This is a genomic window from Burkholderia pyrrocinia (assembly GCF_022809715.1).
In the GTDB taxonomy this organism is placed as follows: Bacteria; Pseudomonadota; Gammaproteobacteria; order Burkholderiales; family Burkholderiaceae; genus Burkholderia; species Burkholderia pyrrocinia_C.
Map to the genome: position 1 here is coordinate 1,855,798 of NZ_CP094459.1, position 26,070 is coordinate 1,881,867.

Genomic DNA, 26,070 nt, shown 5'->3' on the forward strand with positions numbered 1-26,070 from the left:
GTCGTCAGAAGTTGTGCCGCAGCCCGATCATCGCGGCTGTCGTGCCGACACCCGGCGCGACCGGCTGCCCGTACACGAGCATCTGGCCCATCGTGCCGCGGTTGTTCACGCGGCCGACCTGCGCATACACCATCGACCGCTTCGACAGGCTGTAGTCGGCCGCGAGCACGACCGCCGTCGAGCGGTTCTCGGAACGGTTGCGGTCCTTCAGGTAGTACACGGCGGAAGTCACCTGCAGCGCCGGCGTGAAGCGATAGCCGACGCCCGCCGACAGCATGTCGAGGTTCACCTTGTCGGCATGCGCAGGATTCCTGCCGTTGCCGTACGACGCCGACACCGAGAAATCGCGGATCGTGTATTTCGCGCCGAAGTACATGAAGCGGTTGTTGTCGACGCCGGTCGGCGCGATGCCCGGCGCCGGGTTCGTGTCGTGGCCGTTGTAATAGAGCGCGGACGCGTTCAGCCCGTAGTTCGAGTACTTGAGCACGACGGATTCGCGCGTGCCGCCCTGGAACTGCCCGGCGACGCCGCCCGGCGCGTATTCGAGCGCGATCGACGCGCCCGCGAACGTCGGCGACTGGTAGACGAGCGCATTGCTGTCGTACAGCGCGCCGATCGCGCCGTTGGTGCTGGTCCCCGGCCAGCCGGCCGCGGTGTTCAGGCCGAGCCACGCGGTCAGCACGCTGCCGAAGAACTGCGCGTTGCGCACGTCGGTGTCGGCCATCGCGTAGATCATCGGCACGATCTGGCGGCCGGCCGTGAACGTGCCGAACGGGCCCGACACGCCGAGCGACGCGACCTGGTTGAAGATCGCGACAGCCCCCGGCGTGTCGCTCAGTTGCAGCTTGCCGGTGCCGCTGTCGAACGAACCCTGCAGCTTGAAGTTGATCTTGTAGCCGCCGCCGATGTCCTCGCTGCCCTTGATGCCCCAGAAGCTCGAATAGATGCCGCCGTCCTTCATCCGGAACACCTTGCCGGTATTCGGCGCGGTCGGGCTGAACGACGCGGCCGACGTGCTCTGGTACAGCAGGCCCGTGTCGACCACGCCGTACAGCGTGACGGAGGATTGCGCGTGAGCGAGCGCCGAACAGCCGGCAAGCGCCGCGAGCGCGGCCAGTTTCGTCTTCATGAAGTCTCCAGGGTCGTATTGGACCGGACGGGATCGAGCCCGGCCGGGTGAAGCGGGGAAGCATCGGGGCAGGCGGGAAGGCGACACATGCGACGCCGGCGCGAGCCGTGCGGAAAGACTACGCAACGGCGGGCGGCCGCTCCCCCCCATGCACGGGGGGCAGGGTTGCGGAGAATCGAACGGGGTTAGGGCCCGTTCACGCCAATAACGGGCTTGCGAACGTGCGTTTCAGCCCGTCCCCGAAGGGGACTTCCTTTGGGCGCGAGCAAGGAGAGAGGAAGCGCAATGGCCGCAGCTATTGCAGCGACGAACGACGCCGCAATGCGGGCGGAGCAGGCCGTTTCAGGCCCGCGTCATGGCGCGTTTTCGAGCAGCCCGAGCACCAGTGCGCGGCGCACCGCATGCTTGCGCGAGCTGGCGTCGAGCTTGCCGAACAGGTTCTTCAGGTGCCACTTCACGGTTTCCTCGCCGACGGCGAGCGCGACCGCGATTTCCTTGTTCGACAGGTTGCGCGCGAGCAGTTCGAGAATCGCACGCTCCTTCGGCGTCAGCACGACGCTCGGCACCGCGCGCGGGCTGGCCGCGCCGCGCGGCGCGGGCGGCACGATGCGCGGCTGCGGCAGCGCGTGCCGCGCGGGGCCGTCGCCGGCGGTCGCCTCGTCGCCGACGCGGCGCGCCCAGTCGGCGACGGCCGGATGCGCGTCGGCGAGCGTGCGCGTGAGCCCGAACATGTCCGCGAGGTTCATCGCCTCGTCGAGCAGCGCGCGGCCGCCGCCACCCGACTGCTCGAGCGCGAACGCGCTGAGTGCCATGATCTCGATGCGCTCGCGCCCCATGCTCATTTCGCGGGCCAGCACGGCCGCTTCGTCGAGCGCCGCGCACGCGTCGTCCCAGCGGCGCGCGGCGAGCGCCGCGCCCGCATGTGCGGTCGCCTGCAGCAGCACGACGGGGCGCCGCCACAGCGCCCCGTGCGACGGAAACTCGGCCGCGGCGATCGCGTCGATCCGCTCGACGAGCGCATGGCAGGTCGCCTCGCGATAGCGCGCCGCATGAATCCGCACCTGCTCGGCGAGACTGGCGACCGACAGGCGCGGCAGCCGGCGCGCGACGCCCATCGCGTCGAGCGCCTCGAGCAGGTCGATCGCGCGGTGCTCGACGCCGCGCAGCAGCGCGATGCGCGCGGCGGTGCGATAGCCGAGCAGCACGGTGTCGGGCGTGCCCGCGTGTTCGAGCACGTCGAGCCGGTTCGCGAGCAGCGCGGCGGCCTGGTCGACGCGGTCGGCCTCGTAGGCGATCGCCGCGCACATCGCCGCGAGCATGCAGGTCAGCGGATGGCGGCGGCCGAGATCGGCTTCCGCGCGTGCCAGCGCCGGCGACAGCGCGTCGTCGGCGAGCCGGATCTGGCCTTCTCGCAGGTAGCTCAGGCCCGTGATCAGCTCGCCCCAGCGCGCGACGTAGCCGAACCCGGCCGCCGTCTCGCCGCGCGGCGCGGCCTGCTGGAAGCGGCGCGCCTGCGCCGGTTCGCCGACGATGATCGCGCGTGCCGCCAGCCGGTTCGCGTGCATCTGCGCGAGCCACGTCGCCGCCGGCGGCGTGAAGTCGGCCCAAGGTTCGAACAGTTCGACGAAGCGATCGATTTCATCGGCGTAATACGCGGCCGCGCTGAGGATCAGCGCGCATTCGTAGCGCATCGCGGCCGGCGTGCCGGAGTCGGCCAGGATGCCCGCGATCTGCCGCTGCGCCTCGACATGGCGCTCGCCGAGCGCCAGCGCCCATGCGACCGCGATCCGCAGCGTCGGGCGCTTGTCGAGCTCCGCGTCGGGCAGCAGCGCGAGCCAGTCGAGCACGTCGTTGATGCGGCCCTGCTTGATCGCATCCTCGAGGCAGCGCTGCGCGAGCGCATACGCGGTCTCGACCTGGCCGGCCGCATACGCGTGGCGCGCGGCTTCCTCGGTCATCCCGTGCGCGTCGAGCCACGCGGCCGCGCGCGCATGCAGCACGCTGCGCTCTGCTTCCGGGCCCGCGGCCAGGCGGTCGCGCAGCGTGTCGCGCACGAGCGGATGCAGCCGGCACCAGTCCGAATCGTCCGATGCAATGAACAGCGGCGTGTCGCGCGTGAGCCGCGCGAGCCGGTCGGGCGCGCCCGCGTCGTCGAGCAGCGCGGCGCACAGCGACGGATGCAGGCGATCGGCGACGCTCGTGCGCGTCAGGAACGCGGTGTCGTCGGCCGACAGGTTCGCGAGCAGCAGCTCGACGAGCCGGTCGCGCGTGCCGTCCACGCGCGCGGCGAGCGCGTCGACGGCCTGGCGCGGATCGGCCGAGCGCGCCATCGCGGCCATCGCGAGCTGCAGCCCGAGCGGCCAGCCGTCGACGCGTTCGAACAGCCGCGCGCACGCGTCGGCGTCGACGCGCTGCGCGAAGCGCGCACCGACCAGCTCGATCGTCTCGTCGAGCGTGAAGCGCAGCCAGTCGGCGCCCGCGAGCGTGCATTGCCCGCCGGCGAGCAGGTCGCCGGCCGCGTGATCGAGCCCGCGCCGCGCCGCGACGACCACATGCAGGTTTTGCGGCGCGTTGTGCAGCACGTAGGTCAGCGCGTCGAGGCCGGCGGCCGGCAGCCGCTCCGCGTCGTCGACGATCAGCAGCGCGTCGATCGACAGTTGCGCGACTTCGGCCAGCCACGCGGTCAGGCCGTCCAGCGCGCGTGCCGCGCCGCCCGGGATCAGGCGTCCGAAGCCGGGCCGCGCGCAGCCGGTGCGCACCGCCTGCACGAGCCCCTGCAGCAGCCGCGGCGCGTCGTCGCGCTCGTCGGCCGACAGCCACACGACCGCGCGGCCGAGCGCGAGGGTTTCGCGGCGCCATTGCGCGAGCAGCGACGTCTTGCCGTAGCCGGCCGGCGCCTGCACGAGCGTGACCGGACGGCCGTCGAAAGCCGGCGCGGCGAGGCTCAGCCGCGCACGCGCGAGCAACTGCGCCGGCACGCGCGGCGCGGTCGTCTTCAGGACCAGTTCGGTGGGGGGCGCGTCGGCGCGATCGGGTGGGTGGGCCATCGGGGCAGCAGTCGGAATCCGGCGGTGCCGTGCGGGCCAGCGTCCGGGGTGGGCGTGGGGGCAAGGATCGTTCGAACCGCGTTCGCGCGTCAATCCCCCCCGCGACGAGTGGGGCCGCACCGGCGCCGCGCCGATAGCATGGGTTCCAATGCATGACGAATGACGAACGCCACGAGGAGGGCACCCATGAAGATCGTATCGACCGGCGCGCGGCGCAGCGCGCCGACCGCCGGATAAGCGGAGCGGCGCGATGTACCGCCATCTGCTCGTGACGGTCGACGGCGCGCCCGGCGGCATCGACGCGATCGGCCATGCGCTCGAACTGGCCCGTGCGGTCGGCGCGCGGGTCACGTTCGTGCTGCCCGGCACCGCGCCGGACTCGCGTTTATCCGGAGCGCGGCTGCCGGAACACGGTGCGAAAGTGGAAGCCGCCGCACGGGCGCAGGGTCTGTCCCATGCGATCGCGGGGGCCGGCCATCCGGGGGCCGGCCACCCGGCGGCCGGCGACGCATCGCCCGGCTCGCTTGCCGTCGAGCTCGGCTGCGACCTGATCTGCGTCGCGGCGCTGCCGCACGATGCCGATGCGGCAACCTGCGCGCGGCGCCAGCACCTGCTGGCGACGAGCGGCGTGCCGGTACTCGTATGCACGTCGCAGCGTTCGCCGGCCGAGGCGCGCGTGATGGCGCGCTGCCTCGATGCGCATCGCGCGGTCGGCGTGCTGCTGCAAGCGCTGATGGCGTGCGGCGAAGCCGCGAACGAGCCGCGGCGGCAAGCAGTCGACGCGCAGGGTGTGCTGGCGTCGCTCGCCGCGCTGCAGAACGCACGTTTCGGCACGGCTGCCGAAGCGCGCCTCTTCGCGGTATTGCGTGCCCGTGCGGAGTGCGTCGCGGCCGAACTGGACGAACTCGACCGCCAGCGGCAGCGCGACGCGCAAGCGCTCGACGCACTGGCGCGGACCGCCGAGGACGGGCTGCCGTCGGCCGCATTCGACACGGCGCTCGCGCGCTATGCACACGGCGCGTTCGAGCAGATGGGGCGGATGGAAGGCGTGATTTTCCCGGCTGCGCGGCGCTACCTGGGCGACGCCGACTGGGCCGAACTGGATGAACCGCCGGCGGCCGGCGCAGCCGCGACGCCGCCGGGCGCGAACGAACCCGACGATGCGCGACGCGCATCCGACTGACACCATACGGAGAACAAGATGGCACATGCAGTGCGATTCCACGAAACCGGCGGCCCCGACGTGCTGCGCTGGGAAGCAGTCGACGTCGGCGACCCGGGCCCCGGCCAGGTGCGCCTGCGGCACGAGGCGGTCGGCCTGAACTTCGCCGATACCTATTTCCGCAGCGGCCTGTATCCGGTGCCGCTGCCGTCCGGCATCGGCGTCGAGGCGGCCGGCGTGGTCGAGGCCGTCGGCCCCGGCGTGACGAACGTCGCCGCCGGCGATCGCGTGACCTACACGGGCTTCATCAACACGCTCGGCGCGTACAGCACCGAACGGCTGATCCCGGCCGCGCCGCTGATCCGGCTGCCGGACGGCATCGCGTGCGACACCGCCGCGGCGATGACGATGCGCGGGCTGACCTCCGCCTACCTGCTGCGCCGCATCCATGCGTTCGCGCCGGGCGACACGCTGCTGCTGCACGCGGCCGCCGGCGGTGTCGGGCTGATCGTGTCGCAATGGGCGAAGCTGCTCGGGCTCAAGGTGATCGGCACCGTGTCCAGCGAACACAAGGCCGACATCGCCCGCGCGCACGGCTGCGACCATACGATCGACTACAGCCGCGAGGATGTCGCGAAACGCGTGCGTGAACTGACGGACGGCGCCGGTGTCGACGTCGTGTTCGACAGCGTCGGCCGGGACACCTTCGAAGGCTCGCTCGATTCGCTGAAGCGGCGCGGACTGATGGTATGCGTCGGCACCGCGTCGGGCCCGATCCCGCCGTTCGATCCGCAACGCCTCGCGATGAAGGGCTCGCTGTACCTGACGCGCCCGGCGCTGGCCGACTATATCGCAGACCCGGCCGAGAAGAACGACCTGGCCGGCGAACTGTTCGCGCATGTCGCGGCCGGCCGCATCCGCATCGAGATCAACCAGCGTTATGCGTTGCAGGACGCCGCGCAAGCCCACCGCGATCTCGAATCTCGCAAGACGACCGGTTCGTCTGTGCTCATCGTCTGAGGAGACGCGCATGCGAGTCGAACCCCTGACCTGCGCGATCGGCGCGGAACTGCTGGATGTGAGCCTCGCCGACGCCGTGCATGACGACGGCCTGTTCGCCGAGATCCGCGCGCAGCTGCTCCGGCATCGCGTGCTGTTCCTGCGCGACCAGGACATCACGCGCGCCGAGCACGTCGCGTTCGCGCGGCGCTTCGGCGAACTCGAGGATCACCCGGTCGCCGGCAGCGATCCCGAGCATCCGGGGCTCGTGCGGATCTACAAGTCGCCCGACCAGCCGAACGACCGCTACGAGAATGCGTGGCACAGCGATGCGAGCTGGCGCGTGGCGCCGCCGTTCGGCTGCGTGCTGCGCTGCATCGAGGGTCCGCCGGTCGGCGGCGACACGATGTGGGCGAACATGGTGCTCGCGTACGAGCGCCTGCCGGAACACGTGAAGCAGCAGATCGGCGACTTGCGCGCGCGCCACAGCATCGAGGCCAGCTTCGGCGCGGCGATGCCGATCGACAAGCGCCTCGCGCTGAAGGCGCAGTATCCGGACGCCGAGCATCCGGTCGTGCGCACGCATCCCGAAACCGGCGAGAAGGTGCTGTACGTGAATGCGTTCGCGACGCATTTCACGAACTTCCACACGCCGCAGCGCGTGCGCTTCGGACAGGACGCGAACCCCGGCGCCGGCCAGTTGCTGCAATACCTGATCAGCCAGGCTTACATCCCCGAATACCAGGTGCGCTGGCGCTGGAAGAAAAACAGCGTCGCGATCTGGGACAACCGCAGCACCCAGCATTACGCGGTGATGGACTACCCGCCGTGCGTGCGCAAGATGGAGCGCGCGGGCATCGTCGGCGACGTGCCGTTCTGAGCGCGCCCGCACCGTAATCGATTCGCAACCCCACACAACGCGCCGGGCCCGCCGCCCGGCGCGGCGGGATACGCACGCCCGTACGCCCGAATACAACGATTTCCACTGGAGGACGACATGCAATTTCTCGACGATTCGCTGCACCCGGAAAACCAGGACAGGGTAGTCATCACGGTCGCGCCGTACGGCCCCGAATGGATGCCCGCCGATTTTCCGGAAGACATTCCGGTGACGATGGACGAGCACGTGCAGAAGGCCGTCGACTGCTACAACGCGGGCGCGACGGTGCTGCACCTGCACGTGCGCGAGCTCGACGGCAAGGGCAGCAAGCGGCTGTCGAAGTTCAACGAGCTGCTCGGCCGGCTGCGCGACGCGGTGCCCGACATGATCCTGCAGGTGGGCGGCTCGATCTCGTTCGCGCCGGAAGGCGACGGCGCGGAAGCGAAATGGCTGTCCGACGACACGCGCCACATGCTCGCCGAGCTGAGCCCGAAGCCCGACCAGGTGACGGTCGCGATCAACACCGTGCAGATGAACATCACCGAGCTGATGAACCGCAAGGACATCGCCGGCACGTCGCTGAACGAAGCCGCGTTGTGGGACGCGTACCGCGAGATGACCGTGCCGGCCGGCCCCGGCTGGGTCGACGAACACCTGCGCCGGCTGCAGGCGGCCGGCATCCAGCCGCATTTCCAGCTCACCGGCATGCACGCGCTCGAAACGCTCGAACGGATCATCCGCCGCGGCGTCTATCGCGGCCCGCTGAACGTCACGTGGGTCGGCATCGGCGGCGGCTTCGACGGCCCGAATCCGTACAACTTCATGGAATTCGTGCGGCGCTGCCCGGACGGCGCGTGCATCACGCTCGAATCGCTGATGAAGAACGTGCTGCCGATCAACACGGTCGCGATGGCGCTGGGCCTGCATCCGCGCTGCGGGATCGAGGACACGATCATCGACCAGAAGGGCAACCGGATGACGTCGGTGCAGCAGGTCGAGCAGTGTGCGCGCATCGCACGCGAACTCGGCCGCGACATCGCGACCGGCAAGGAGGCGAAGGCGATCTACCGGATCGGCGTGCAGTACGACGGTATCGACGAAACGCTCGCGCAGCTCGGGATGGCGCCGAACCGCCGGCCGGGCCAGGTGAGCGTGCCGCTGCGCGCGGCCTGACGCGCCGCGCACCCGGGCGGCCCGCGAGCGCCGCCCGCCGATCGATGTGGTGCGGCACCCACCCTCGCGCAGCGCGCGAGGCAAGCTCCGACGAACGGAGCGGGGCCGCGCAAGCCGCGCCGGCGCGTTGCCGCACCGGTGCCGGAGGAGACACGCATGTTGATTCATCATGTCGAGCCGTCGCTGCAGGATCTGGCGGCCACCGAGCGGCGCGCGCCTGCGTACGCGTGGCTCGTGTTCGGGCTGACCGTCGGCCTGCTGCTGTCGGATTACATGTCGCGGCAGGTGCTCAACGCGGTGTTTCCGCTGCTCAAGCACGCGTGGAACCTGTCGGACACGCAGCTCGGTTCGTTGAGCGGCGTCGTCGCGCTGCTGGTCGGCCTGCTGACGTTTCCGCTGTCGGTGCTCGCCGACCGCTTCGGGCGCGTGCGCAGCATCGTGCTGATGGCCGCGCTGTGGAGCGTCGCGACGCTCGGCTGCGCGCTGTCGACCAACTACGCCGAAATGCTGGTGGCGCGCGGCCTCGTCGGGCTCGGCGAAGCAGCGTACGGCAGCGTCGGCGTCGCGCTGATCCTCAGCATCTTTCCGGCCCGCCTGCGCGCGACGCTGACCGGCGCGTTCATGGCCGGCGGCGCGTTCGGCTCCGTGTTCGGGATGGCGCTCGGCGGGCTGGTCGGCGCGCATCTCGGCTGGCGCTGGTCGTTCGGCGTGATGGCCGCGCTCGGCATCGTTTTGCTCGTCGCGTATCGCTGCGTGGTGACCGAACGGCGGCTCGCCGCGTGCCGCGTCGAGCCGTGCCGGCGCGATGCCGGGCCGCGCGACCTGCGCGGCAGCGTGCGTGCGCTGATGTCCGGGCTGTTCGCGTCGCGCTCGGTGATCTGCGCGTATCTCGGCAGCGGGCTGCACCTGTTCGTGCCGGGCGCGCTGTTCGCATGGCTGCCGAGCTACCTGAACCGCTACTACGCGATGGCACCCGACCGTGCCGCCGTGCTCGCGGCCGGCTTCGTGCTGCTCGCGGGCGTCGGGATGGTCGGCTGCGGCATCGTCACCGATCGCGTCGGCCGCACCGACGGTTCGCGCAAATGGCTGACCGCGATCGCGTACTGCGTGCTGACGGGCGCCTGCCTCGCAGTCGCGTTCCGGCTGCCGCCCGGGCCGCTGCAACTCGCGCTGATCTGCGCGGGCATGCTGGTCGGCGCGGGCGCGTCCGGCGCATCGGGCGCGATGGTCGCGAACCTGACGCCGGCCGCGATCCACGCATCGGCATTCGCGACGCTCACGCTCGCCAACAACCTGCTCGGCATGGCCCCGGGCCCGCTGCTGACGGGGTGGGTGGCCGATCGCGCCGGGCTCGTCGGCGCACTGCAATGGATTCCCGTCGTGCCGCTCGCGGCCGCCGTGCTGTTCGCGATCGGACGCGCGAGCTACGCGGCCGATCTCGTGCGCGTCGAACGCGAACGGCGCGCGACACACCTTTCCTGAACCCTCCCGGAGGCTGCATGACCCTGGCGACCACGCCCACCATCCTGATCGTGCCCGGCTTGCGCGATCACGTCGAAGACCACTGGCAGACGCACCTCGAACGGCGCATGCCGAACGCACGCTCGGTCGCGCCGCTGGAAGCCGACAAGCTGAGCCGCGCCGCGCGCGTCGCGGCGCTCGACGCAGCGCTGGCCGAGATCGACGGCCCGGTGATTCTCGTCGCGCACAGCGCGGGCGTGATGATCACCGTGCACTGGGCACGGCAGGCCACGCGTGCGATCCACGGCGCGCTGCTCGCGGCGCCGGCCGATCTCGATACGCCGATGCCGGCCGGCTATCCGGCGCCCGATGCGATCGATGCGCACGGCTGGACGCCCGTGCCGACCGCACGGCTGCCGTTCCCGAGCCTCGTCGCCGCAAGCCGCAACGATCCGCTCGCGCGCTTCGAACGCGTCGAGGCGCTGGCGGCCGGGTGGGGCAGCAGGCTCGTCGATCTTGGCGAGGTCGGGCACCTGAACCCGGCGTCGGGGTATGGGGAGTGGCGTGACGCGGAACGGCTGATCGGAGAAGTCGTGGCGCTTGGCGAAAGCGCTCTGAAGTGACGGATTGACACGTCGGCATCGTTTGCCGGTGCAGACATCCTGAGGCGGCTCGTTGGATGTTATGATTATTAATAGTGTGGCCGCAGATAAGTGGCTGATTACTATTACTTTTTATCGGAAATCTGTCATGGCTCCCAAAAGGAAAACGCTGTACGGAGTCGAGCTGAAACCTCGCACGATCATTCGCCCGACGGCGGAGGTCAAGGTCTCGACCGAAACCGAGAAAGGCGACGTGCTGCGTGCAGCGCGAAAAGTCATTACCGAACACCGGGACGTGCTGATCGCGCTGAAGGATCGCTGATTTGCTGGATCTCGATTACGTCATCACCATTCATGACGAGATCATCCGGGATCTCGGCGGCCTCAGCGGTTTCGCTCATGCCGGCCGAGGCGGCGTCGAGGCCGCCTTGCATCGCGTTGAAAATCATGTTCATTACGCGGGCCTTGATGACGTGTTCGGTATTGCCTCGACCTATGCAGTCGCAATCGCGCGCGGCCATGTGTTCAACGATGCAAACAAGCGGACCGGCCTCACTTGCGCGTTGACGTATATGGAGCGGCAAGGTGTCTCGATTCCTCGCCTTGCCGATCTCGAAGACCTCATGGTCGATGTCGCCGACGGCAGCGTAACGAGCGAGGAACTGGCCGAGTATTTCAGTGCGGTCTGGGAATTGTCCCTGTCTCGTTGAAACCACGCCTCGCGCAGCCATGCTCTGCGGCATCGTCCTGGTGACCGCGCGCCGATAACCTGACGGACGAACGGGCTCGATACGTCTTCCGGGTATCCAGTCGACCTTTCATCCTTCCCGCGAAACACGCCGGCCGGGCGTTCCCGGCACACCAGCCCGATTCAGCTCTCGCGCCGACATACGATGTCTTAACACACTTCACACAACCCGCCGCAGCGCACCCTATATCCGTTCGGCCTGTCGAATCACGTCATCGCAGAAGGGTTTTTGTCAGGGAAAGTCCCGCCCCGCGCGTCATGGTTTTTTGTTGACCGACATCGTATAACGCCGTCATGATTTCCCGAAAGAAAGGTCCCATCCACCGACCGAAGCGAGGAGACATGAACACAACCACGATCGCGCGCCGTGCCCGCCGGATTGCCGTCGCGCTGGGCTTCACGCTGACGGCGGCAGGGGCCGCGACGGCCGTTGCCGCGCCCGTGTCGCTGAACATCGTCGACGTCGCGGGCAACCTGCAGCTCACGCAGAAGGCCATCGAAGCGTTCAGGGAAAAGAACCCGAACCTCGTATCGAACGTCACGTTCACGAATGCGCCGGCGCCGCAGTTGCCGGGCAAGATCAAGGCGATGCAGGCGGCCGGGCGCTCCGACATCGACCTCGTGCTGACGGGCACCGACGCGCTGGCCGCCGGCATCGAGCAGAACCTGTGGCAGAAACTCCTGCCCGACAACGCGGCCGCGTTCCCCGGCGTGCTCGACCGATACGCGCCCGGCCCGCGCAAGATGCAGGATCTCGCGCAGGGCTTCGGCCTCGCCGTCACCTACATGCCGGCCGGCCCGCTGCTCGAATACAACCCGGCGAAGGTGAGCGACCCGCCGAAGACGCCCGACCAGCTGCTCGCATGGTGCAAGGCGCACCCGAACAAGCTGATCTACGCGCGCCCGGCGAATTCGGGCCCCGGCCGCACGTTCCTGATGGGGCTGCCGTACGTGCTCGGCGACAAGAACCCGCAGGACCCGATCAACGGCTGGGACAAGACCTGGGCGTTCCTGAAGGCGCTGAACGACTGCGTCCCGTACTACCCGGGCGGCACGTCGGCCGTGATGAAGGAGCTCGGCGAGGGCACCCGCGACATGACCGTGACCGTCACCGGCTGGGACCTCAATCCGCGCGCGCTCGGCATCGTGCCGGCCGAGTTCCGGGTCCAGGCGTTCGACAACATGACGTGGGTCAACGACGCGCACTACATGGTGATCCCGAAGGGCGTGCCGAAGGAAAAGCTCGACGTGCTGTTCAAGCTGATGAACTTCCTGCTCGAACCGGCGCAGCAGGCGATGACCTACGACGACGGCTATTTCTATCCGGGCCCGGCGGTGAAGGGCGTGACGCTCGAGATGGCGCCCGCGCACAGCCAGGAGGTGATCCGCAAGTTCGGCCGCCCCGAATACGTGAAGCTGCTCGCCGATCGCCCGCACGTGCAGCCGCTCAGCGCGCAGGCGATGGTCGCCGCGTTCCAGAAGTGGGATCGCGAGATCGGTTCGCAGAAGTCGAAGTGACGCTTGAACCGGCGGGCGCCGCGGCGCCCGCGTGCATGGAGTTCGCGTAATGAAGCACAGTTTCGAACGCTTGCGGCTCGACGGCGTGTGCCGCAGCTTCACCAATGCGGAGGGCGCGCAGGTCGCCGCGCTGAACGGGCTCGACCTCGAGATCCGGCGCGGCGAGTTCATCGCGCTGCTCGGCCCGTCGGGCTGCGGCAAGTCGACCGCGCTGAACTGCATCGCGGGGCTGCAGCCGCTCACGAGCGGCGGCATCTGGCTCGACGACACGCGCATCGACGTGCTGCCGCCCGAACGCCGAGGCTTCGGCATGGTGTTCCAGAACTACGCGCTGTTTCCGCACATGTCGGTGCTCGACAACGTCGGCTTCGGCCTCAAGATGCGCGGCATGGCGAAGCAGGAAACGCGGCGGCGCGCGCAGCAGGCGCTCGAACTCGTGCAGCTCGTCGGCCATGAGGGCAAGCTGCCCGGGCAGCTGTCGGGCGGGCAGCAGCAGCGCGTCGCGATCGCGCGCGCGATCGTCATCGAGCCGCCGCTCGTGCTGATGGACGAGCCGCTGTCGAACCTCGACACGAAGCTGCGCATCGAGATGCGCGCGGAGATCCGCCGTATCCACACGCAGCTCGAACGCGCGACGATCTACGTGACGCACGACCAGGACGAGGCGCTGTCGATGGCCGACCGCATCGTCGTGATGAAGGAGGGCGTCGTGCAACAGGTCGCGTCGCCGAAGGATGTCTACACGCGCCCGCACAACCTGCATGTCGCGCGCTTCATGGGCTATCGCAACGTGCTGCCGTTCACGCTCGAAGGGATGGCCGGCGACTGCGTGAACGTCACGGCCGGCGGCGTGCGCCTGACGGGCGTGCCGATGGCCGGCTTCGACGCGAAGGACGTCGTGGTCGCGCTGCGCCCCGACGACATCGAGCGCGCGGACGACGCCGGCGACAACGCATTCGATGCGACGGTCGAAACGGTCGAGTACGGCGGCCGCGATTCGCTGATCCGCGCGGTCGCGCCGTTCGGTTCGATCTGGGCGCGCGTCGCCGGCGAATTCGCGGAAGGCGAACGGTTGCGGCTGCGCGTCGCGCCGTCGCGCACGCTCGTCTATGCGGGAGACGCGACATGAGCGGCCCGACCGCAGCGCTGTCCCGCCGGGAGGCCGCATGAGCACGCTAGCGGTCGGCACGCGGCGCGACGCGAAGGCCTGGCTCGTCACGCCCGCGCTCGGATTCATCGTCGCGCTGTTCATCTATCCGTTCGCGTACGGCCTCGTGCTGTCGTTCCAGCCGACGAACGGCGGCGGCGCGCTCGCGAACTACGTGCAGTTCTTCACCGATACCGCGATGTGGCCGACCGTGCTCGTCACGCTGAAGCTCGCGGTGCCGGCCACGCTGCTCAACGTCGGCGTGTCGGTGCCCGTCGCGTTCGCGCTGCGTCGTCATTCGCCGTACCAGAAGTTCGTCACGACGCTGCTCGTGATTCCCGTCACGCTCGGCACGGTGCTCGTCGCCGACGGGATGCTCACGTACTTCGGACCGAACGGCTGGTTCCCGCAGGCGCTCCAGGGGCTGCACCTGTACACGGACGAAGTGCGCCTCACGCACAACTACTGGGGCGTGCTGCTGTCGCTGATCGTGTCGGGCTTTCCGTTCGCATTCCTGCTGATGCTGTCGTACATCAGCGGCATCGATCCGACGCTCGCGCGCGCGGCGGCGACGCTCGGCGCGAACCCGTGGCAGCAGTTCCGGCAGATCTACCTGCCGCTGCTCGTGCCGGGGCTCACGATGGCCGCGTGCCTGTCGTTCGTGCAGGCGTTCTCGGTGTTCCCGTCGGCCGTGCTGCTCGGCGCGCCGGCCGGGCCGACGCGCGTGATCTCGATCGCGGCGGCCGAGGCCGCGTTCGAGAGCTACGACTATTCGCTCGCGTCGGCGATCGCGATCGTGATGGGCTTCGTGCAGTTGCTGGTGGTCGCATCGATGCTCGGCGCGCGCCGTTTCTTCTATACGGGGCCGGTGACGGGGGGCAAGGGCTGATGGCGACCGACAATCGTGCCGCGCCGGCCTGGCCGCCGAAGCAGGGTTCGCCCGACGCACGGCCCGTCAATGCGAGGCAACCGCAAAAGATGAGAAGCAACCTCGCCGGCCGTGCGTGGAAGGCGCTCGTCTGGGGGCTGATGGCGTTCTTCCTGCTGAACGTGATGCTGCTGATCGCGACCGTCGCGGTGAACTCGGTCGCGACCCGCTGGTTCGGCACGCCGCTGCCGCAGGGCTTCACGCTGCGCTGGTATGCGAAGGCGTGGCAGGACTTCCAGCTCGCGAGCGTGCTGTGGGTGACCGTCGAGGTCGTCGGCGCGGTCGTGCTGTTGTCGATCGCGCTCGGCGTGCCGGCCGCCTATGCGCTTGCGCGCGTGCAGTTTCGCGGCAAGCGCTTCGCACTGCTGGTGTTCCTGCTGCCGCTGATGGTGCCGCCCGTCACGTACGGGATCCCGATGGCGACCGTGATGTACAAGGTCGGGCTCGCGGGCACGCTGCCGGGCGTGATCCTCGCGAACCTCGTGCCGGCGCTGCCGTTCGTGATCCTCGTGATGACGCCTTTCATCGAACAGATCGACCCGAATCTCGAAGCCGCCGCACGCATCTTCGGCGCGAATACGTGGCGCTATTTCCGCTACGTGCTGCTGCCGCTGCTCGTGCCGGGCATGCTCGCGGCGGCGCTGCTCGTGCTGGTGCGCACGATCGGGATGTTCGAGCTGACGTTCTTCACCGCGGGCCCGAGCACGCAGACGCTCGTCGTCGCGCTGTATTACGCGGTGTTCTCGACCGGCGTGCGTGCGCCGCAGTCGATCGACGCGATGGCGATGATCTACATGGCCATCACGCTCGTGTGGGTCGTGATCGCGCTGCAGCTCGTGAGCCCGACGCAACTCGTCAGCCGCGTGAAGCAGGAGCGGCAGTAGGCACGGGCGCAGCAGCGGGGCGATCGCGTCCGTGCAATTGGTTACAAATGGATACCGCGAACGACACGCGGACGTTGCAGACTACGCGGCATACCGGCCCGGCGAACGTGTTCCCGCTCGCCCCCCGACATTTGCTCGACGACGGATCTCCATGAAGTTTCAAACGCTGCTGACTCTCGGCTGTGCCTCGACGCTGCTGGCCGCCTGCAACCTGCTCCACGACGGTCCCGGATCGAACGACGTCGACGCCGCGGTGCGCCGCGCACTCGAAGCGGAAAACCACGGCGGCCTGAACGCGCTGTTCGGCCAGCCGCTGCCGGTGTCGGCCGATGTCGTGTCGGCGAAGCCGGACGGCGACTGCAAGAAGCTCGGCGATCGCACGTATTCGTGCGACGTCGTCGTCACGTGGCGCAATGCCGATTACTCGCCGTCGCGCGCGAACCTGACCTTCGTGAAGGCCGCCGACGGCTCGTGGCAGACGTCGGGCGTCGACGCGGCGCTCGCGACCGGCACCGCGAAGTCGCTGATCGACCAGATCGGCAAGGCCTGGCATGGCGACGCGGCCAGCGGCGCGTCTGCGCCGAAGTGACGCCGCCGCGGCGTCGTTCACCGTCTGTTCCGGCGCGCCGCGGATTCCGGTTTTACCATCCGACGATCAGGACATCCGCGCCGTGCAGGCGAGCTTCTTCGACGTATTGCTGGTCGGGGAGGCCGGTTCCGTTTTCGAATCGGGACCGGATCGCGCCACCGCCGCGCACATTCATCGCGATTCGAATAATCGAATTCAAGAAAAAGAATGGCGAATTAAAAATCGAATCGAAATTCTGAAAGCAAAACACAATGCAGCCTCCGTGCGATAGCGTTCCCGCGCGTGAAGCGCAATGCCGTCGATAATCCGCGTTTAATCGCCCTCCGGCTTGCAGTCGCATTTGATGCAACCTATATATATGACTAATCGCCTCGTGCCGCGTCGGTAATCCGGCATGCGGCGGGCATGACCAGATCAAGAAACCGGGGGCGGAGGGGAACCAAGCATGGGCAATAGCGTGTCTGTCGCACGAATGTGTTCGGCTACCCGGTTTCCGCATGTATTGCGCGCGCTTGCTTGTGCCGATTGCCGGCCGTTTGCGCCGATCGTTCGATCCCCGAGCCGGTGCGGCCCGGGATGGATCGCGCCTGCCGTCGGTCTTGAGCACAACTGCGCGGCCCGTCCCCACGTGCGACGCGCGACGTTGCGCCGGACCCTGACGCTGATGGCTTGCGTTGCCGCGATGATCGACGCCGGCGCCTGCTTCGCGGCGGAGCCCGGCGTGACCGACGGCGCGATCCGTCTCGGCATGGTCAACGCGCAATCGGGCAATTCGGCAGGCCTCGGGCGCGGGCTGCTGACGGGCGCGCAGGCGGTGTTCGACGACGTGAACGCGCGCGGCGGCGTGCATGGCAGGAAGATCGATCTCGTGGTCGGCGACGATCGCTACGAACCCGACAGGACCGTCGACAGCACGCTGGAGATGATCGAACGGGGCAACGTGTTCGCGCTGTTCGGCTATGTCGGCACGCCGACCACCACCGCGGTGCTGCCGATCATCCGGGAAGCCGGCATTCCGCTCGTCGGCCCGTTCACCGGTGCGATGGCGCTGCGCAAGCCGGTCGTGCCGGAGGTATTCAACATCCGCGCCAGCTATGAAGACGAGACCCGCGCGCTGGTCGACCATTTCATCACGCACGACGGCGCGAAACGGTTCGCGGTGTTCTATCAGGACGACGGCTTCGGGCTCGCGGTGCTGGCGGGCACGCGGCTGGCGCTGCAGCGCCATGGCCTGGACGTCGTCGCGACCGGCACGTTCCGCCGCGGGACCACGGCGGTCGACACGGGCCTCGCATCGCTGCTGGACGGCCAGCCGGACGTCGTCGTCATGGCCGGCCCCTATACGCCGATTGCCGCGTTCATTCGCGCGGCACGTCGCGAAGGCCTGAAGGCCCGGCTCGCATCGGTATCGTTCGTCGGCACCGACGACCTGCTGCGCCTGGTCGGCGACGAAGGGGACGGCACGCTGATCTCGCAGGTCGTGCCGCTTCCCCAGAACGACCGGGACGTGATCCGCGACTGCGCACGGCTGATCGAGCGGCGCTTTCCGGGAGAACACGCGGGCGTGGTGCACATCGAGGGCTGCATCGACGCGAAGATCATGCTGATCGGCCTCGAGCGCGCCGGCCCGTCGCCGACCCGGGCGGCGCTGAAGCAGGCGCTCGAGTCGATCCGGCATCTCGACCTGGGCGGCTTGGTCGCCGATCTGGGCGCGGACAATCACCAGGCGCTGAATGCGGTGTTCCTGTCGAAAATCGCGCACGGCCGCATCACGCCCGTGGACGCACCGGCCAGATAACCCGCCGGATGGCCGCGCGCGGGCCGTCCCGATCCCGGAGGCTGCATGGACATCAAGGCCAAGCTTGTCACCGGCACCAGCCTGATGCTGCTGGGTGCGCTGGCGATTTCCGCGACCAGCCTGATCGCGGTGCACGGCATTGCGTCCGGCGTGAGCACGCTGACGACGGAATCGCTGCCGCTGCAGGTGCGCAGCAACGAACTCCAGCGCGCGTATGCGGAGCTTGCGGTGGATTTCGGCCGGCTCGAACAGGCGCTGGACGCGTCCGAGCAGGAGCGCTCGACGGCGGAGATCGAAACGCAATTGCAGCGGATTGCCGCCATCACGGCCGCCGTGCGCGCGATCGACGGGCACGGCGTCGACGCGCCGTCCGCCGACCTGCGCACGATGCTGCGCTCGATGAGCGAAGGCGTCGGCCAGCGTCTGCGCGACGATGCACGGCTGGGTGACGAAAGCCGTCTGATCGAGCGCGTCCAGGCACGGGGCGACGCATTTCTGAGTACGATCCGTGCCGAAACCGAACGGCTGGACAGCCAGGCCAGCGCGGCGGTGAGCGACGCGCTGGCGGCCAACACCGCCTACAACCGGACGATTCATGCGCTCGACCAGGTTCGCATGAACGTCAAGGACATCGTCAGCGTTGCCGATCACGTCGACGCCGCGCCGAGCCGATACCGGCTCGCTCCGCTGCGGGAGCGCATGCAGGCGGCCATCGGCGGGGCGCGCAATGCGCTGGCGATCGCGGCGCCGAACCTCGAGGCCGCCACGACGCAGGACGTCGCGAATGCGCTCGGGCGCGTCGCGGCCGACATCCTCGACGGCAACGACAGCCTGATCGCGCTGCGCGGCAGGATGTTCACGGAGCCGTCCGTCGCGACGCGCTACCACGCGAGGGAGGACAAGGTCCTGCAGTCCCTCGATGCGCTCGACACGAAGCTGGCGGAAATCGCCGACCCGTTTGCGCTGCGGATCGTCAAGGCGCGACAGCGTCTCGACGAAACGATCGCGTTCCAGCGGCAAGCGACCCGGATCAGGTACCTGTCGACCGTCGTCAACGGCGGCATCAAGGAACTGGCGGCCGACCTTCGCATGGTCGCGCAAAGCAAAAGCACGGAACATCTGAAGCGTGCCGACGCCGACGCACGGGAGAATATCGGCAAGCTCGCCGCCGCCGCGGGCGCGCTGCGCGATGCGCTCGTCGCGAGCGGGCAGCGCGAGTCGAGCCGCGCGCAGGATGCGGTTCCGCTGGCCGCGGAACTGGCCGGATCCGCACGCCGCATCTTCGCGGTGCGGTCGAACATGTTGTCCAACGACGCGAGCATGCAGCGCATCATCGCGGACGTGGAGACGACCGCGAATCGCCTCGCGGCCTATACGGAACAGGAGGCCGTGCGCGTCGATCTGCAGCAGCGCAGCATCGTGTCGCAGGTCAACCGCGCGGTGACGAGCGCCATCGCGATGATCGTCGCCGTGTCGTATTTGCTCGCGATCGGCAGCCTCGTGATCAGTCATCGCCTGGGCACGTCGATCTCCCGCCCGCTGGGGAATCTGACGCGCACCATGGCCCGCATCCGCAGCGGCAGCGACCTGTCGCTGCGCATGTCCCACAAGGGCCGCGACGAAGTCGCGACGCTGATCGCCGGCTTCAATACGATGCTCGACGAAATCGAACGTCGCGACATCGACCTGCAGGCGGCAATCGCCGCGGCCGAAACCGCGAATTCGGCGAAATCGGAATTTCTCGCGAGGATGAGTCACGAGATCCGCACGCCGATGAACGGCGTGCTGGGCATGACCGAACTGCTGCAACGCACGCGCCTGACGTCGAAGCAGCGCAAGTTCGTCGACACCGTGTATCGATCCGGTCAGACGCTGCTGATCATCATCGACGACATACTCGATTTTTCGAAGATCGAGGCCGGCAAGCTGACGCTGGAGCGCATCGATTTCAACCTGCATCAATTGCTCGACGACGTCGTCGCGCTGCTGGAACCCAATGCGCGGCGCAAGGAGCTTGCGCTGGTGTTCCGCAAGGCGGATACCGTGCCGCAATGGATGCGCGGCGACCCGGTCCGGCTGCGCCAGATCCTGACGAACCTGATCGGCAATGCGATCAAGTTCACCGAGCACGGGCAGGTCGAGCTGGCCGTGTCGTATACGGACGACGGCCACGTCGTGTTCGCGATCGCCGACAGCGGCATCGGCATCGCGCCTGACGTGGCCGAACAGTTGTTCCGACCGTTCCAGCAGGCCGACAGCTCGACCGCGCGCAAATACGGCGGAACCGGGCTGGGGCTCGTGATTTCCCGCCAGCTGGCCGAGATGATGGGCGGCACGCTCACGCTCGAATCGACGCCCGGCAAGGGCTCGGTGTTCACCGTGACCGCGCGGCTCGAGCCGGTGTCGGGCGTGGTCGACGTCGCGGCGGGCGCAAGGTCGTCGCTGGCCGGATTGAAGGTGCTGATCGTGGACGACAGCGAGACCGATCGCAGCGTGCTCGTCGAACATGCGATCGAATGGCAGCTGTGCGTCGCAACGGCCATCGGCGGCGACGATGCGCTGTCGCAGTTGCGGGCGGCCGTCGCCGACGGGGCGCCGTTCGATCTGGCCATCGTCGACGTGCGGATGCCGGGCATGGACGGCATCTCGCTCGTGCAGCACATCCGCCACGACGCGTCGCTGCGTGCGCTCAGGATCGTCACGCTGACCGCGTTCGAGATGATGGACAGCATCCAGGTCGCGCGCGAACTCGACATCGACGCCCGGCTGACGAAGCCGCTCCATGGCGCGGAGCTTTATACGGCCATCGCGTCGGCGATGCGTATGAGGCCACCGCCGCTGCCGTTGGCCGCGCCGGTGGCCGACGAAGCCGGGCCGGACGCGGCGCCGCCGCCCGACGCCGGATCGGCGCGCGTGCTGCTGGTCGAGGACAACGTGGTCAACCAGCAGATCGCGCTGGCGATGCTGGAGGACACCGGCTATCGGGTGGCCGTGGCCGAAGACGGCCGGCGGGCGCTGAAGATGCTGGCCGACGACGCGTTCGACGTGGTCCTGATGGATTGCCAGATGCCGGTGCTGGACGGCTTCGAAGCGACGCGGCTGCTGCGCCGGCACGAAGCGGAAGCCGGCGCACCGCGTCTGCCGGTCATTGCGTTGACGGCCAATGCGCTCAGCGGCGACCGCGAGCGCTGCCTGGCCGCCGGCATGGACGACTACCTGGGAAAACCGTTCCGTCGCGATGCGCTGCTGCAGATGCTCGCGCGCCATGCCCGCGGCGCGGCGTCCGGGCCGGCCATCGCGAGCGGCGACGCGGGAACCCGGGCGGGTGTCGAAGCGGGCACCGAAGCGGGCGCGGCAGCCATCGCCGATCCGGACGGCGACGCGAACGTGATCGACCGCAAGGCGCTCGACGCATTGCGCGCGCTCCAGCGGCCGGGCCGCCCCGATATCCTGACCCGCATCATCGATCAGTTCACGCTGGATGCGCCGCGGCTGATCCGCGACATGCGCGCGGCCGTCGAAACGGGCGATGCCGATGCGCTGAGGCTGGCCGCCCATACGCTGAAATCGAGCAGTGCGAACGTCGGCGCGCACGTGCTGTCGGCCCGCTGCAAGGCGATCGAGCAGCTGGCGCGCGCCGCCGACGTCGCCGCGGCAGCCGGCCTCGTCGCCGGCACGGACGCCGAATTCGGGCACGCGCAGGCCGCATTGACGGCGGAACGCATGGTGGAGGATTGAGCGGCCGCCGGACGATCGCGGTGGCGATCGCGGCCGGCCGAAAAACAGGAGAACGGACGTGAACGAGGAAAATGCCGATGCGCCGGTGATTCTGATCGTCGATGACGATGCGATGACGCGCCTGCTGGTCGTGGAGACCCTCGAACCGGAGGGTTTTCGCGTCGAGGAAGCGACCGGGCCGCAGGAGGGCATCGACGCGTTCCTGCGTCATCGTCCCGCCGTGGTGCTGCTCGACGTCGAGATGCCCGGCGGCGACGGCTTCGCGTGCTGCCGCCGGCTGCGCGCGCTGCCGGAAGGCCGCCGCGTGCCGATCGTGATGCTCACGGGCAACGACGACGATGCATCGATCGCCAGTGCCTTCGACGCCGGCGCGACCGATTTCGTCTCCAAGCCGATGCGCTGGAAACTGCTCGGCTACCGGATCCGCTACCTGCTGCGCGCCGCCGCGACGCTCGAAAAGCTCGCGACCACCGAGATCAGCCTGACGCATGCACAGGCGCTCGCGCATCTGGGCAACTGGGAGTATCAGGCCGGCCGGACCGACGGCAGCTGGTCGCCGGAGCTGTTCCGGATCCTCGGGCTCGACCCCGAACGCACGCCGCCGACCTTCGATCGGCTGCTGCAAGCCGTTCCGGTCGACGAGCAGCCGCTTTTGATCCAGTCGTTCACGAGCCTGCGCACCGAGGGCGCCCCGTTCTCGCTCGAGCACCGGCTGATTCACCCGGACGGCAGCGAGCGCCACGTGCTGCACCAGGCGGAGGCGGGGCGCGACCTGAACCACGCGATCATCCTGCGCGGCATCGTGCAGGACATCACCGAGCGCAAGATGCAGCAGGGGCGCATCGAATACCTCGCCAACCACGATGCGCTGACCGGCCTGCCCAATCGCAACCTGCTGAGCGACCGCATGGAGCAGGCGATGTCGCATGCGCGGCGCACCGGACACCTGATCGCGGTGATGGTGCTCGACCTGGACCGCTTCAAGCACATCAACGACACCTTCGGCCATTCGGTCGGCGACGGCCTGCTGCGAGCCGTCTCGGCCCGGCTCAAGGCGTCCGTGCGCGACGGCGACACGGTCGCGCGGCTCGGCGGCGACGAGTTCGTCGTGATGCTGGTCAACCTGTCGAGCGCAACGGATGCGGACGCGGTCGCACGCAAGGTCCTGAACACCTTCGGCGCGCCGTTCATGCTCGACGGACACGACCTGCACGTGACGACGAGCATCGGCGTCAGCGTCTGCCCGACCGACGGCGCCGACGCGGAGACGCTGCTGAAGACGGCCGACGCCGCGCTGTATTGCGCGAAGGAGCGCGGGCGAAACGGCTACAGCTTCTACACGCATGAGCTGGGCGCCCGCGTGGAAGAACAGGCCGAACTCGAAAACGCGCTGCACGAGGCCGTCGCGAACGGCGAACTGGAGCTGTACTACCAGCCGAAGGTCGATCTGAAGACCGGCCAGATCAGCGGCGTCGAGGCGCTGATTCGCTGGCGCCGCCCCGGCATCGGCGTGATTCCGCCCGACCGCTTCATCCCGATCGCCGAGGAAACCGGGCTGATTCTGCCGATCGGCGAATGGGTGTTGCGCACGGCCTGCGCGCAGGCCGTTGCGTGGTGTCAGGACGGGCATCCGCCGCTACGGATCGCCGTCAACCTGTCGGCGCGCCAGTTCCGGCAGCAGAACATGGCCGACGTGGTGCACAGGGCGCTGCGGGATACCGGCCTGGAACCGGCCTGGCTCGAACTCGAACTGACCGAAAGCGTGCTGATGCAGGACCGCAATGCGATCGCGCACACGCTGCGCGAACTGAAGGCGCTCGGCGTCGTGCTGTCGCTGGACGACTTCGGCACCGGCTATTCCAGCCTGTCCTACCTGAAGGACCTGCCCATCGATGTCGTGAAGATCGACAAGTCGTTCCTGAGCGACGTCACCACGAGCGCGGAAGGCGCGTCGCTGACGCGCTCGATCATCGCGATGGCGGAGTCGCTGCACATGGAGACGGTGGCCGAGGGCGTGGAGACGGAAGCGCAGCTTTCGTTCCTGAACCGGCACCGCTGCCATGCGATGCAGGGCTATTACTTCAGCCATCCGGTCACCGGTGCGGAAATCGCCGACATGCTCTCCGCCGGCTCGGAGCTTCCCGAGCATTGCCGGCAGCGCGAGCTGCTGCACCGGACGCTGCTGCTGGTCGACCACGACCCGGCCGTCCTGCAGACGCTCAGGCAGGCGCTGGGCCGCGACGGCTACGAGGTGCTCGGCACGACCGATCCCGCCGAAGCGCTCGACCTGCTCGCGCAACATCGCGTCGGCGTGATCGTGTCGGACTTCCGCATGCCGAGCCTGTCCGGGATCGACCTGTTGCAGCGCGTCAAGGCGCTTTATCCGGACATCGTGCGGATCCTGCTGTCAGGCTATGGCGAAGGGCAGTCGATCGCCGCCACGCCCGGCGACGGATCGGTCCAGAAGCTGCTGATCAAACCGTGGGACGTCGCGCTGCTGCGCCAGCACATCGCCGAGTCGTTCAAGCGATTCGAGCGCAGCACGTTGCACAACCGGATCGGCGTCGACGCCGCCCGCATCGGCATGCGTCCGTCCTCCGTCAGGCCCGTCGAAGCGGCCGACCCTCGCGATCGCGCGTGAGCGACGCTGCGACGGTCGCGCGTCCGGCCGGGTGCCCGGGCGCGAACGGGCGGGCGAAACGACGACAAAAAGGGGAAGGATTGCGGCGATCCCCGGCATGCGGCTGGCGATATAGGGAAAACCCTTATCTCAAGGTATAATCGCTGGCTGAGAGAAAGGTCGAACCATGCCAGAACGTTTCCAAACCCTTGAAAAGTTTGTGTTTTCCCTCGTCGTAATGTCCGCGGTCGTGTGCTCGGCATTCCTCGCGTACGAGCGTCACCCCGAGATCAAGATCGCGCTGCACGAAGGCGAAGCGCTGATGCGCGAGAGCGCCAAGTATTCGGTCATCTGCTCGCCGTCCAAGGTCGACCCTTGCGTCGAGATGTCCGCTTACTGAAATTTGCGTCGGGCGGTGCGCGGCAGCCGGACCGGACGTTTTTCATGACTCGCCCCGTTCAGTTTCAGACTGGCCCTACAGCGTTGGCGGTCTGGATTCCTTGAAGTAGCACCCGTCAGGAATTCAGAAACCGGCCGCAAGACAGGGCGGATGCACGACCCGTCACGTGCCGAGTCGCTGGCGTAAGCAGCCCCTCATTCAGTCGGCCCCGCTTCGAGCAATCGAGCGGGGCCGTTCTGTTTGCGCGCGTGAATCGATGTGCCGCTGCGGCACGAATCACACGACATGCCGCGGCTCGCCGCCCGCAAACGCGGCGACGTTGTCGACGAGCTGATCGGCGAGCGCCTGCATCGCCTCGTCGCTCGCCCATGCGACGTGCGGTGTCAGGATGAACGCCGGATGCGACAGGATCGCGTGGAACGGATGCACGGCCGGCAGCGGCTCCTGCGTGACTACATCGAACCCTGCGCCCGCGATCTGCCCCGACTGCAATGCATCGACGAGCGCGTTTTCGTCCACGAGGCCGCCGCGTGCGGTATTGATCAGCAGCGGCCGGCGCGCCATCCGCGCGAACGCGGCCGCATCGATCAGGTGCCGCGTCGCGGGCGTGAGCGGGCAGTGCAGCGTGATCACGTCGCTGTCGCGCAGCAGCGTGTCGAGCGGCGCGTAGCCGTCGCCGGCAGCATCGCCGTGCGCCGCGAACAGCACGCGCATGTCGAGCGCACGCGCGATACCGGCCACCGCGCGCCCGAGCACGCCGTCGCCGACGATCCCGAGCGTCGAGCCGGCCAGGTCGCGGATCGGATGATCGAAGAAGCAGAACTGCCCGCTGTCGAGCCAACGCCCGGCGCGCACCGCGTCGCGGTAAGCCACGAGGCTGCGGCGCAGCGCGAAGATCAGCGCGAACGTATGCTCGGGCACCGTACGGACCGCATACCCGCGTATGTTGCTCACGACGATCCCGCGTGACGCGCACGCGTCGAGATCGACGATGTCGGTACCGGTCGCGGCGATCGCGATCATTCGCACGCGCCGCGCACCGGCGAGTGTCGCCGCGTCGAGCCGCACCTTGTTGGTCACGACGATGTCCGCGTCGGCAATGCGCGGCGCGATTTCGTGCGCGCTCGTCTGGTCGAACGCATGCAACACGTGCGGAAACGGGAACGGCTTCAGCACGGTTTGCGGCGACAGCGTCGCGCGGTCGAGAAACACGATCTTCGCGGGTGAGGAAACGGAAAACATGGCGG

Annotated in this window: 21 protein-coding genes; 18 read left to right on the forward strand and 3 right to left on the reverse strand. The window is 68.6% G+C overall.

Annotated elements, in window-relative coordinates; genetic code table 11:
* Positions 1-4: 4 nt before the first annotated feature.
* Both MRS60_RS08630 and MRS60_RS08635 read right to left on the reverse strand, forming a co-directional pair.
* Complete coding sequence (locus MRS60_RS08630) at positions 5-1,129, reverse strand: porin (RefSeq protein WP_243564530.1); 1,125 nt, start codon at positions 1,127-1,129, stop codon at positions 5-7.
* Between the two features lie 353 nt (positions 1,130-1,482).
* Positions 1,483-4,176 (reverse strand): LuxR C-terminal-related transcriptional regulator, encoded by a 2,694-nt coding sequence (locus tag MRS60_RS08635; RefSeq protein WP_243564531.1) that lies wholly within the window; start codon positions 4,174-4,176, stop codon positions 1,483-1,485.
* Positions 4,177-4,426: 250 nt separating this feature from the next.
* Here MRS60_RS08635 and MRS60_RS08640 point away from each other — a divergent pair, with 250 nt between their 5' ends.
* The 18 genes from MRS60_RS08640 to MRS60_RS08725 all read left to right on the forward strand — a co-directional run bounded on the left by MRS60_RS08640 (position 4,427) and on the right by MRS60_RS08725 (position 24,823).
* Positions 4,427-5,359 carry a universal stress protein gene (locus MRS60_RS08640; protein ID WP_243564532.1) on the forward strand — a complete coding sequence of 311 codons (933 nt, stop codon included), beginning with the start codon at positions 4,427-4,429 and terminating at the stop codon, positions 5,357-5,359.
* Between the two features lie 18 nt (positions 5,360-5,377).
* The gene (locus MRS60_RS08645) at positions 5,378-6,358 is read left to right on the forward strand and encodes a quinone oxidoreductase family protein (protein ID WP_243564533.1); all 981 of its coding nucleotides are present in this window, start codon (positions 5,378-5,380) and stop codon (positions 6,356-6,358) included.
* A 10-nt stretch (positions 6,359-6,368) separates the two neighbouring features.
* Positions 6,369-7,217 (forward strand): TauD/TfdA dioxygenase family protein, encoded by an 849-nt coding sequence (locus MRS60_RS08650; RefSeq protein ID WP_105390162.1) that lies wholly within the window; start codon positions 6,369-6,371, stop codon positions 7,215-7,217.
* A 117-nt stretch (positions 7,218-7,334) separates the two neighbouring features.
* Positions 7,335-8,390: a 3-keto-5-aminohexanoate cleavage protein gene (locus MRS60_RS08655; RefSeq protein ID WP_243564534.1), complete on the forward strand. Its 1,056-nt coding sequence runs from the start codon at positions 7,335-7,337 to the stop codon at positions 8,388-8,390.
* A 156-nt stretch (positions 8,391-8,546) separates the two neighbouring features.
* Positions 8,547-9,872, forward strand: a complete 1,326-nt coding sequence (locus MRS60_RS08660; protein ID WP_243564535.1) for an MFS transporter — start codon at positions 8,547-8,549, stop codon at positions 9,870-9,872.
* A 17-nt stretch (positions 9,873-9,889) separates the two neighbouring features.
* Positions 9,890-10,474, forward strand: coding sequence for an RBBP9/YdeN family alpha/beta hydrolase (locus MRS60_RS08665; RefSeq protein ID WP_243564536.1), 585 nt, complete (start codon positions 9,890-9,892; stop codon positions 10,472-10,474).
* Positions 10,475-10,526: 52 nt separating this feature from the next.
* Positions 10,527-10,775: a hypothetical protein gene (locus MRS60_RS08670; RefSeq protein ID WP_243564537.1), complete on the forward strand. Its 249-nt coding sequence runs from the start codon at positions 10,527-10,529 to the stop codon at positions 10,773-10,775.
* 1 nt (position 10,776) lies between these two features.
* The gene (locus MRS60_RS08675) at positions 10,777-11,163 is read left to right on the forward strand and encodes a type II toxin-antitoxin system death-on-curing family toxin (protein WP_243564538.1); all 387 of its coding nucleotides are present in this window, start codon (positions 10,777-10,779) and stop codon (positions 11,161-11,163) included.
* Between the two features lie 380 nt (positions 11,164-11,543).
* Positions 11,544-12,719 carry an ABC transporter substrate-binding protein gene (locus MRS60_RS08680; RefSeq protein WP_034184193.1) on the forward strand — a complete coding sequence of 392 codons (1,176 nt, stop codon included), beginning with the start codon at positions 11,544-11,546 and terminating at the stop codon, positions 12,717-12,719.
* A 49-nt stretch (positions 12,720-12,768) separates the two neighbouring features.
* Positions 12,769-13,848 carry an ABC transporter ATP-binding protein gene (locus tag MRS60_RS08685; RefSeq protein WP_217589615.1) on the forward strand — a complete coding sequence of 360 codons (1,080 nt, stop codon included), beginning with the start codon at positions 12,769-12,771 and terminating at the stop codon, positions 13,846-13,848.
* Positions 13,849-13,885: 37 nt separating this feature from the next.
* Positions 13,886-14,755 (forward strand): ABC transporter permease, encoded by an 870-nt coding sequence (locus MRS60_RS08690; protein WP_034184195.1) that lies wholly within the window; start codon positions 13,886-13,888, stop codon positions 14,753-14,755.
* Complete coding sequence (locus MRS60_RS08695) at positions 14,755-15,678, forward strand: ABC transporter permease (protein ID WP_243564539.1); 924 nt, start codon at positions 14,755-14,757, stop codon at positions 15,676-15,678. The genes MRS60_RS08690 and MRS60_RS08695 overlap by 1 nt, the downstream gene beginning before the upstream one ends.
* A 151-nt stretch (positions 15,679-15,829) precedes the next feature.
* Entirely contained in the window at positions 15,830-16,267 is a 438-nt protein-coding gene (locus tag MRS60_RS08700) for a hypothetical protein (RefSeq protein ID WP_034184197.1), read from the forward strand.
* A complete protein-coding gene (locus tag MRS60_RS08705) occupies positions 16,230-16,538 on the forward strand; it encodes a hypothetical protein (protein WP_152603996.1) in 309 nt (102 codons plus the stop codon). Before MRS60_RS08700 ends, MRS60_RS08705 begins: the two co-directional genes overlap by 38 nt.
* Positions 16,539-16,931: 393 nt before the next feature.
* Complete coding sequence (locus tag MRS60_RS08710; RefSeq protein WP_063835078.1) at positions 16,932-18,065, forward strand: ABC transporter substrate-binding protein; 1,134 nt, start codon at positions 16,932-16,934, stop codon at positions 18,063-18,065.
* Between the two features lie 45 nt (positions 18,066-18,110).
* Positions 18,111-21,803 carry a response regulator gene (locus MRS60_RS08715; protein ID WP_243564540.1) on the forward strand — a complete coding sequence of 1,231 codons (3,693 nt, stop codon included), beginning with the start codon at positions 18,111-18,113 and terminating at the stop codon, positions 21,801-21,803.
* A 58-nt stretch (positions 21,804-21,861) separates the two neighbouring features.
* On the forward strand, positions 21,862-24,444 hold the full coding sequence (locus MRS60_RS08720; RefSeq protein ID WP_034184200.1) for an EAL domain-containing protein: 2,583 nt from the start codon (positions 21,862-21,864) through the stop codon (positions 24,442-24,444).
* 166 nt (positions 24,445-24,610) lie between these two features.
* A complete protein-coding gene (locus MRS60_RS08725; protein WP_006497261.1) occupies positions 24,611-24,823 on the forward strand; it encodes a hypothetical protein in 213 nt (70 codons plus the stop codon).
* A 276-nt stretch (positions 24,824-25,099) separates the two neighbouring features.
* On the opposite strand, the gene MRS60_RS08730 is transcribed toward MRS60_RS08725, so the two are convergent.
* Entirely contained in the window at positions 25,100-26,065 is a 966-nt protein-coding gene (locus tag MRS60_RS08730; RefSeq protein ID WP_243564541.1) for a D-2-hydroxyacid dehydrogenase, read from the reverse strand.
* Positions 26,066-26,070: the final 5 nt, after the last annotated feature.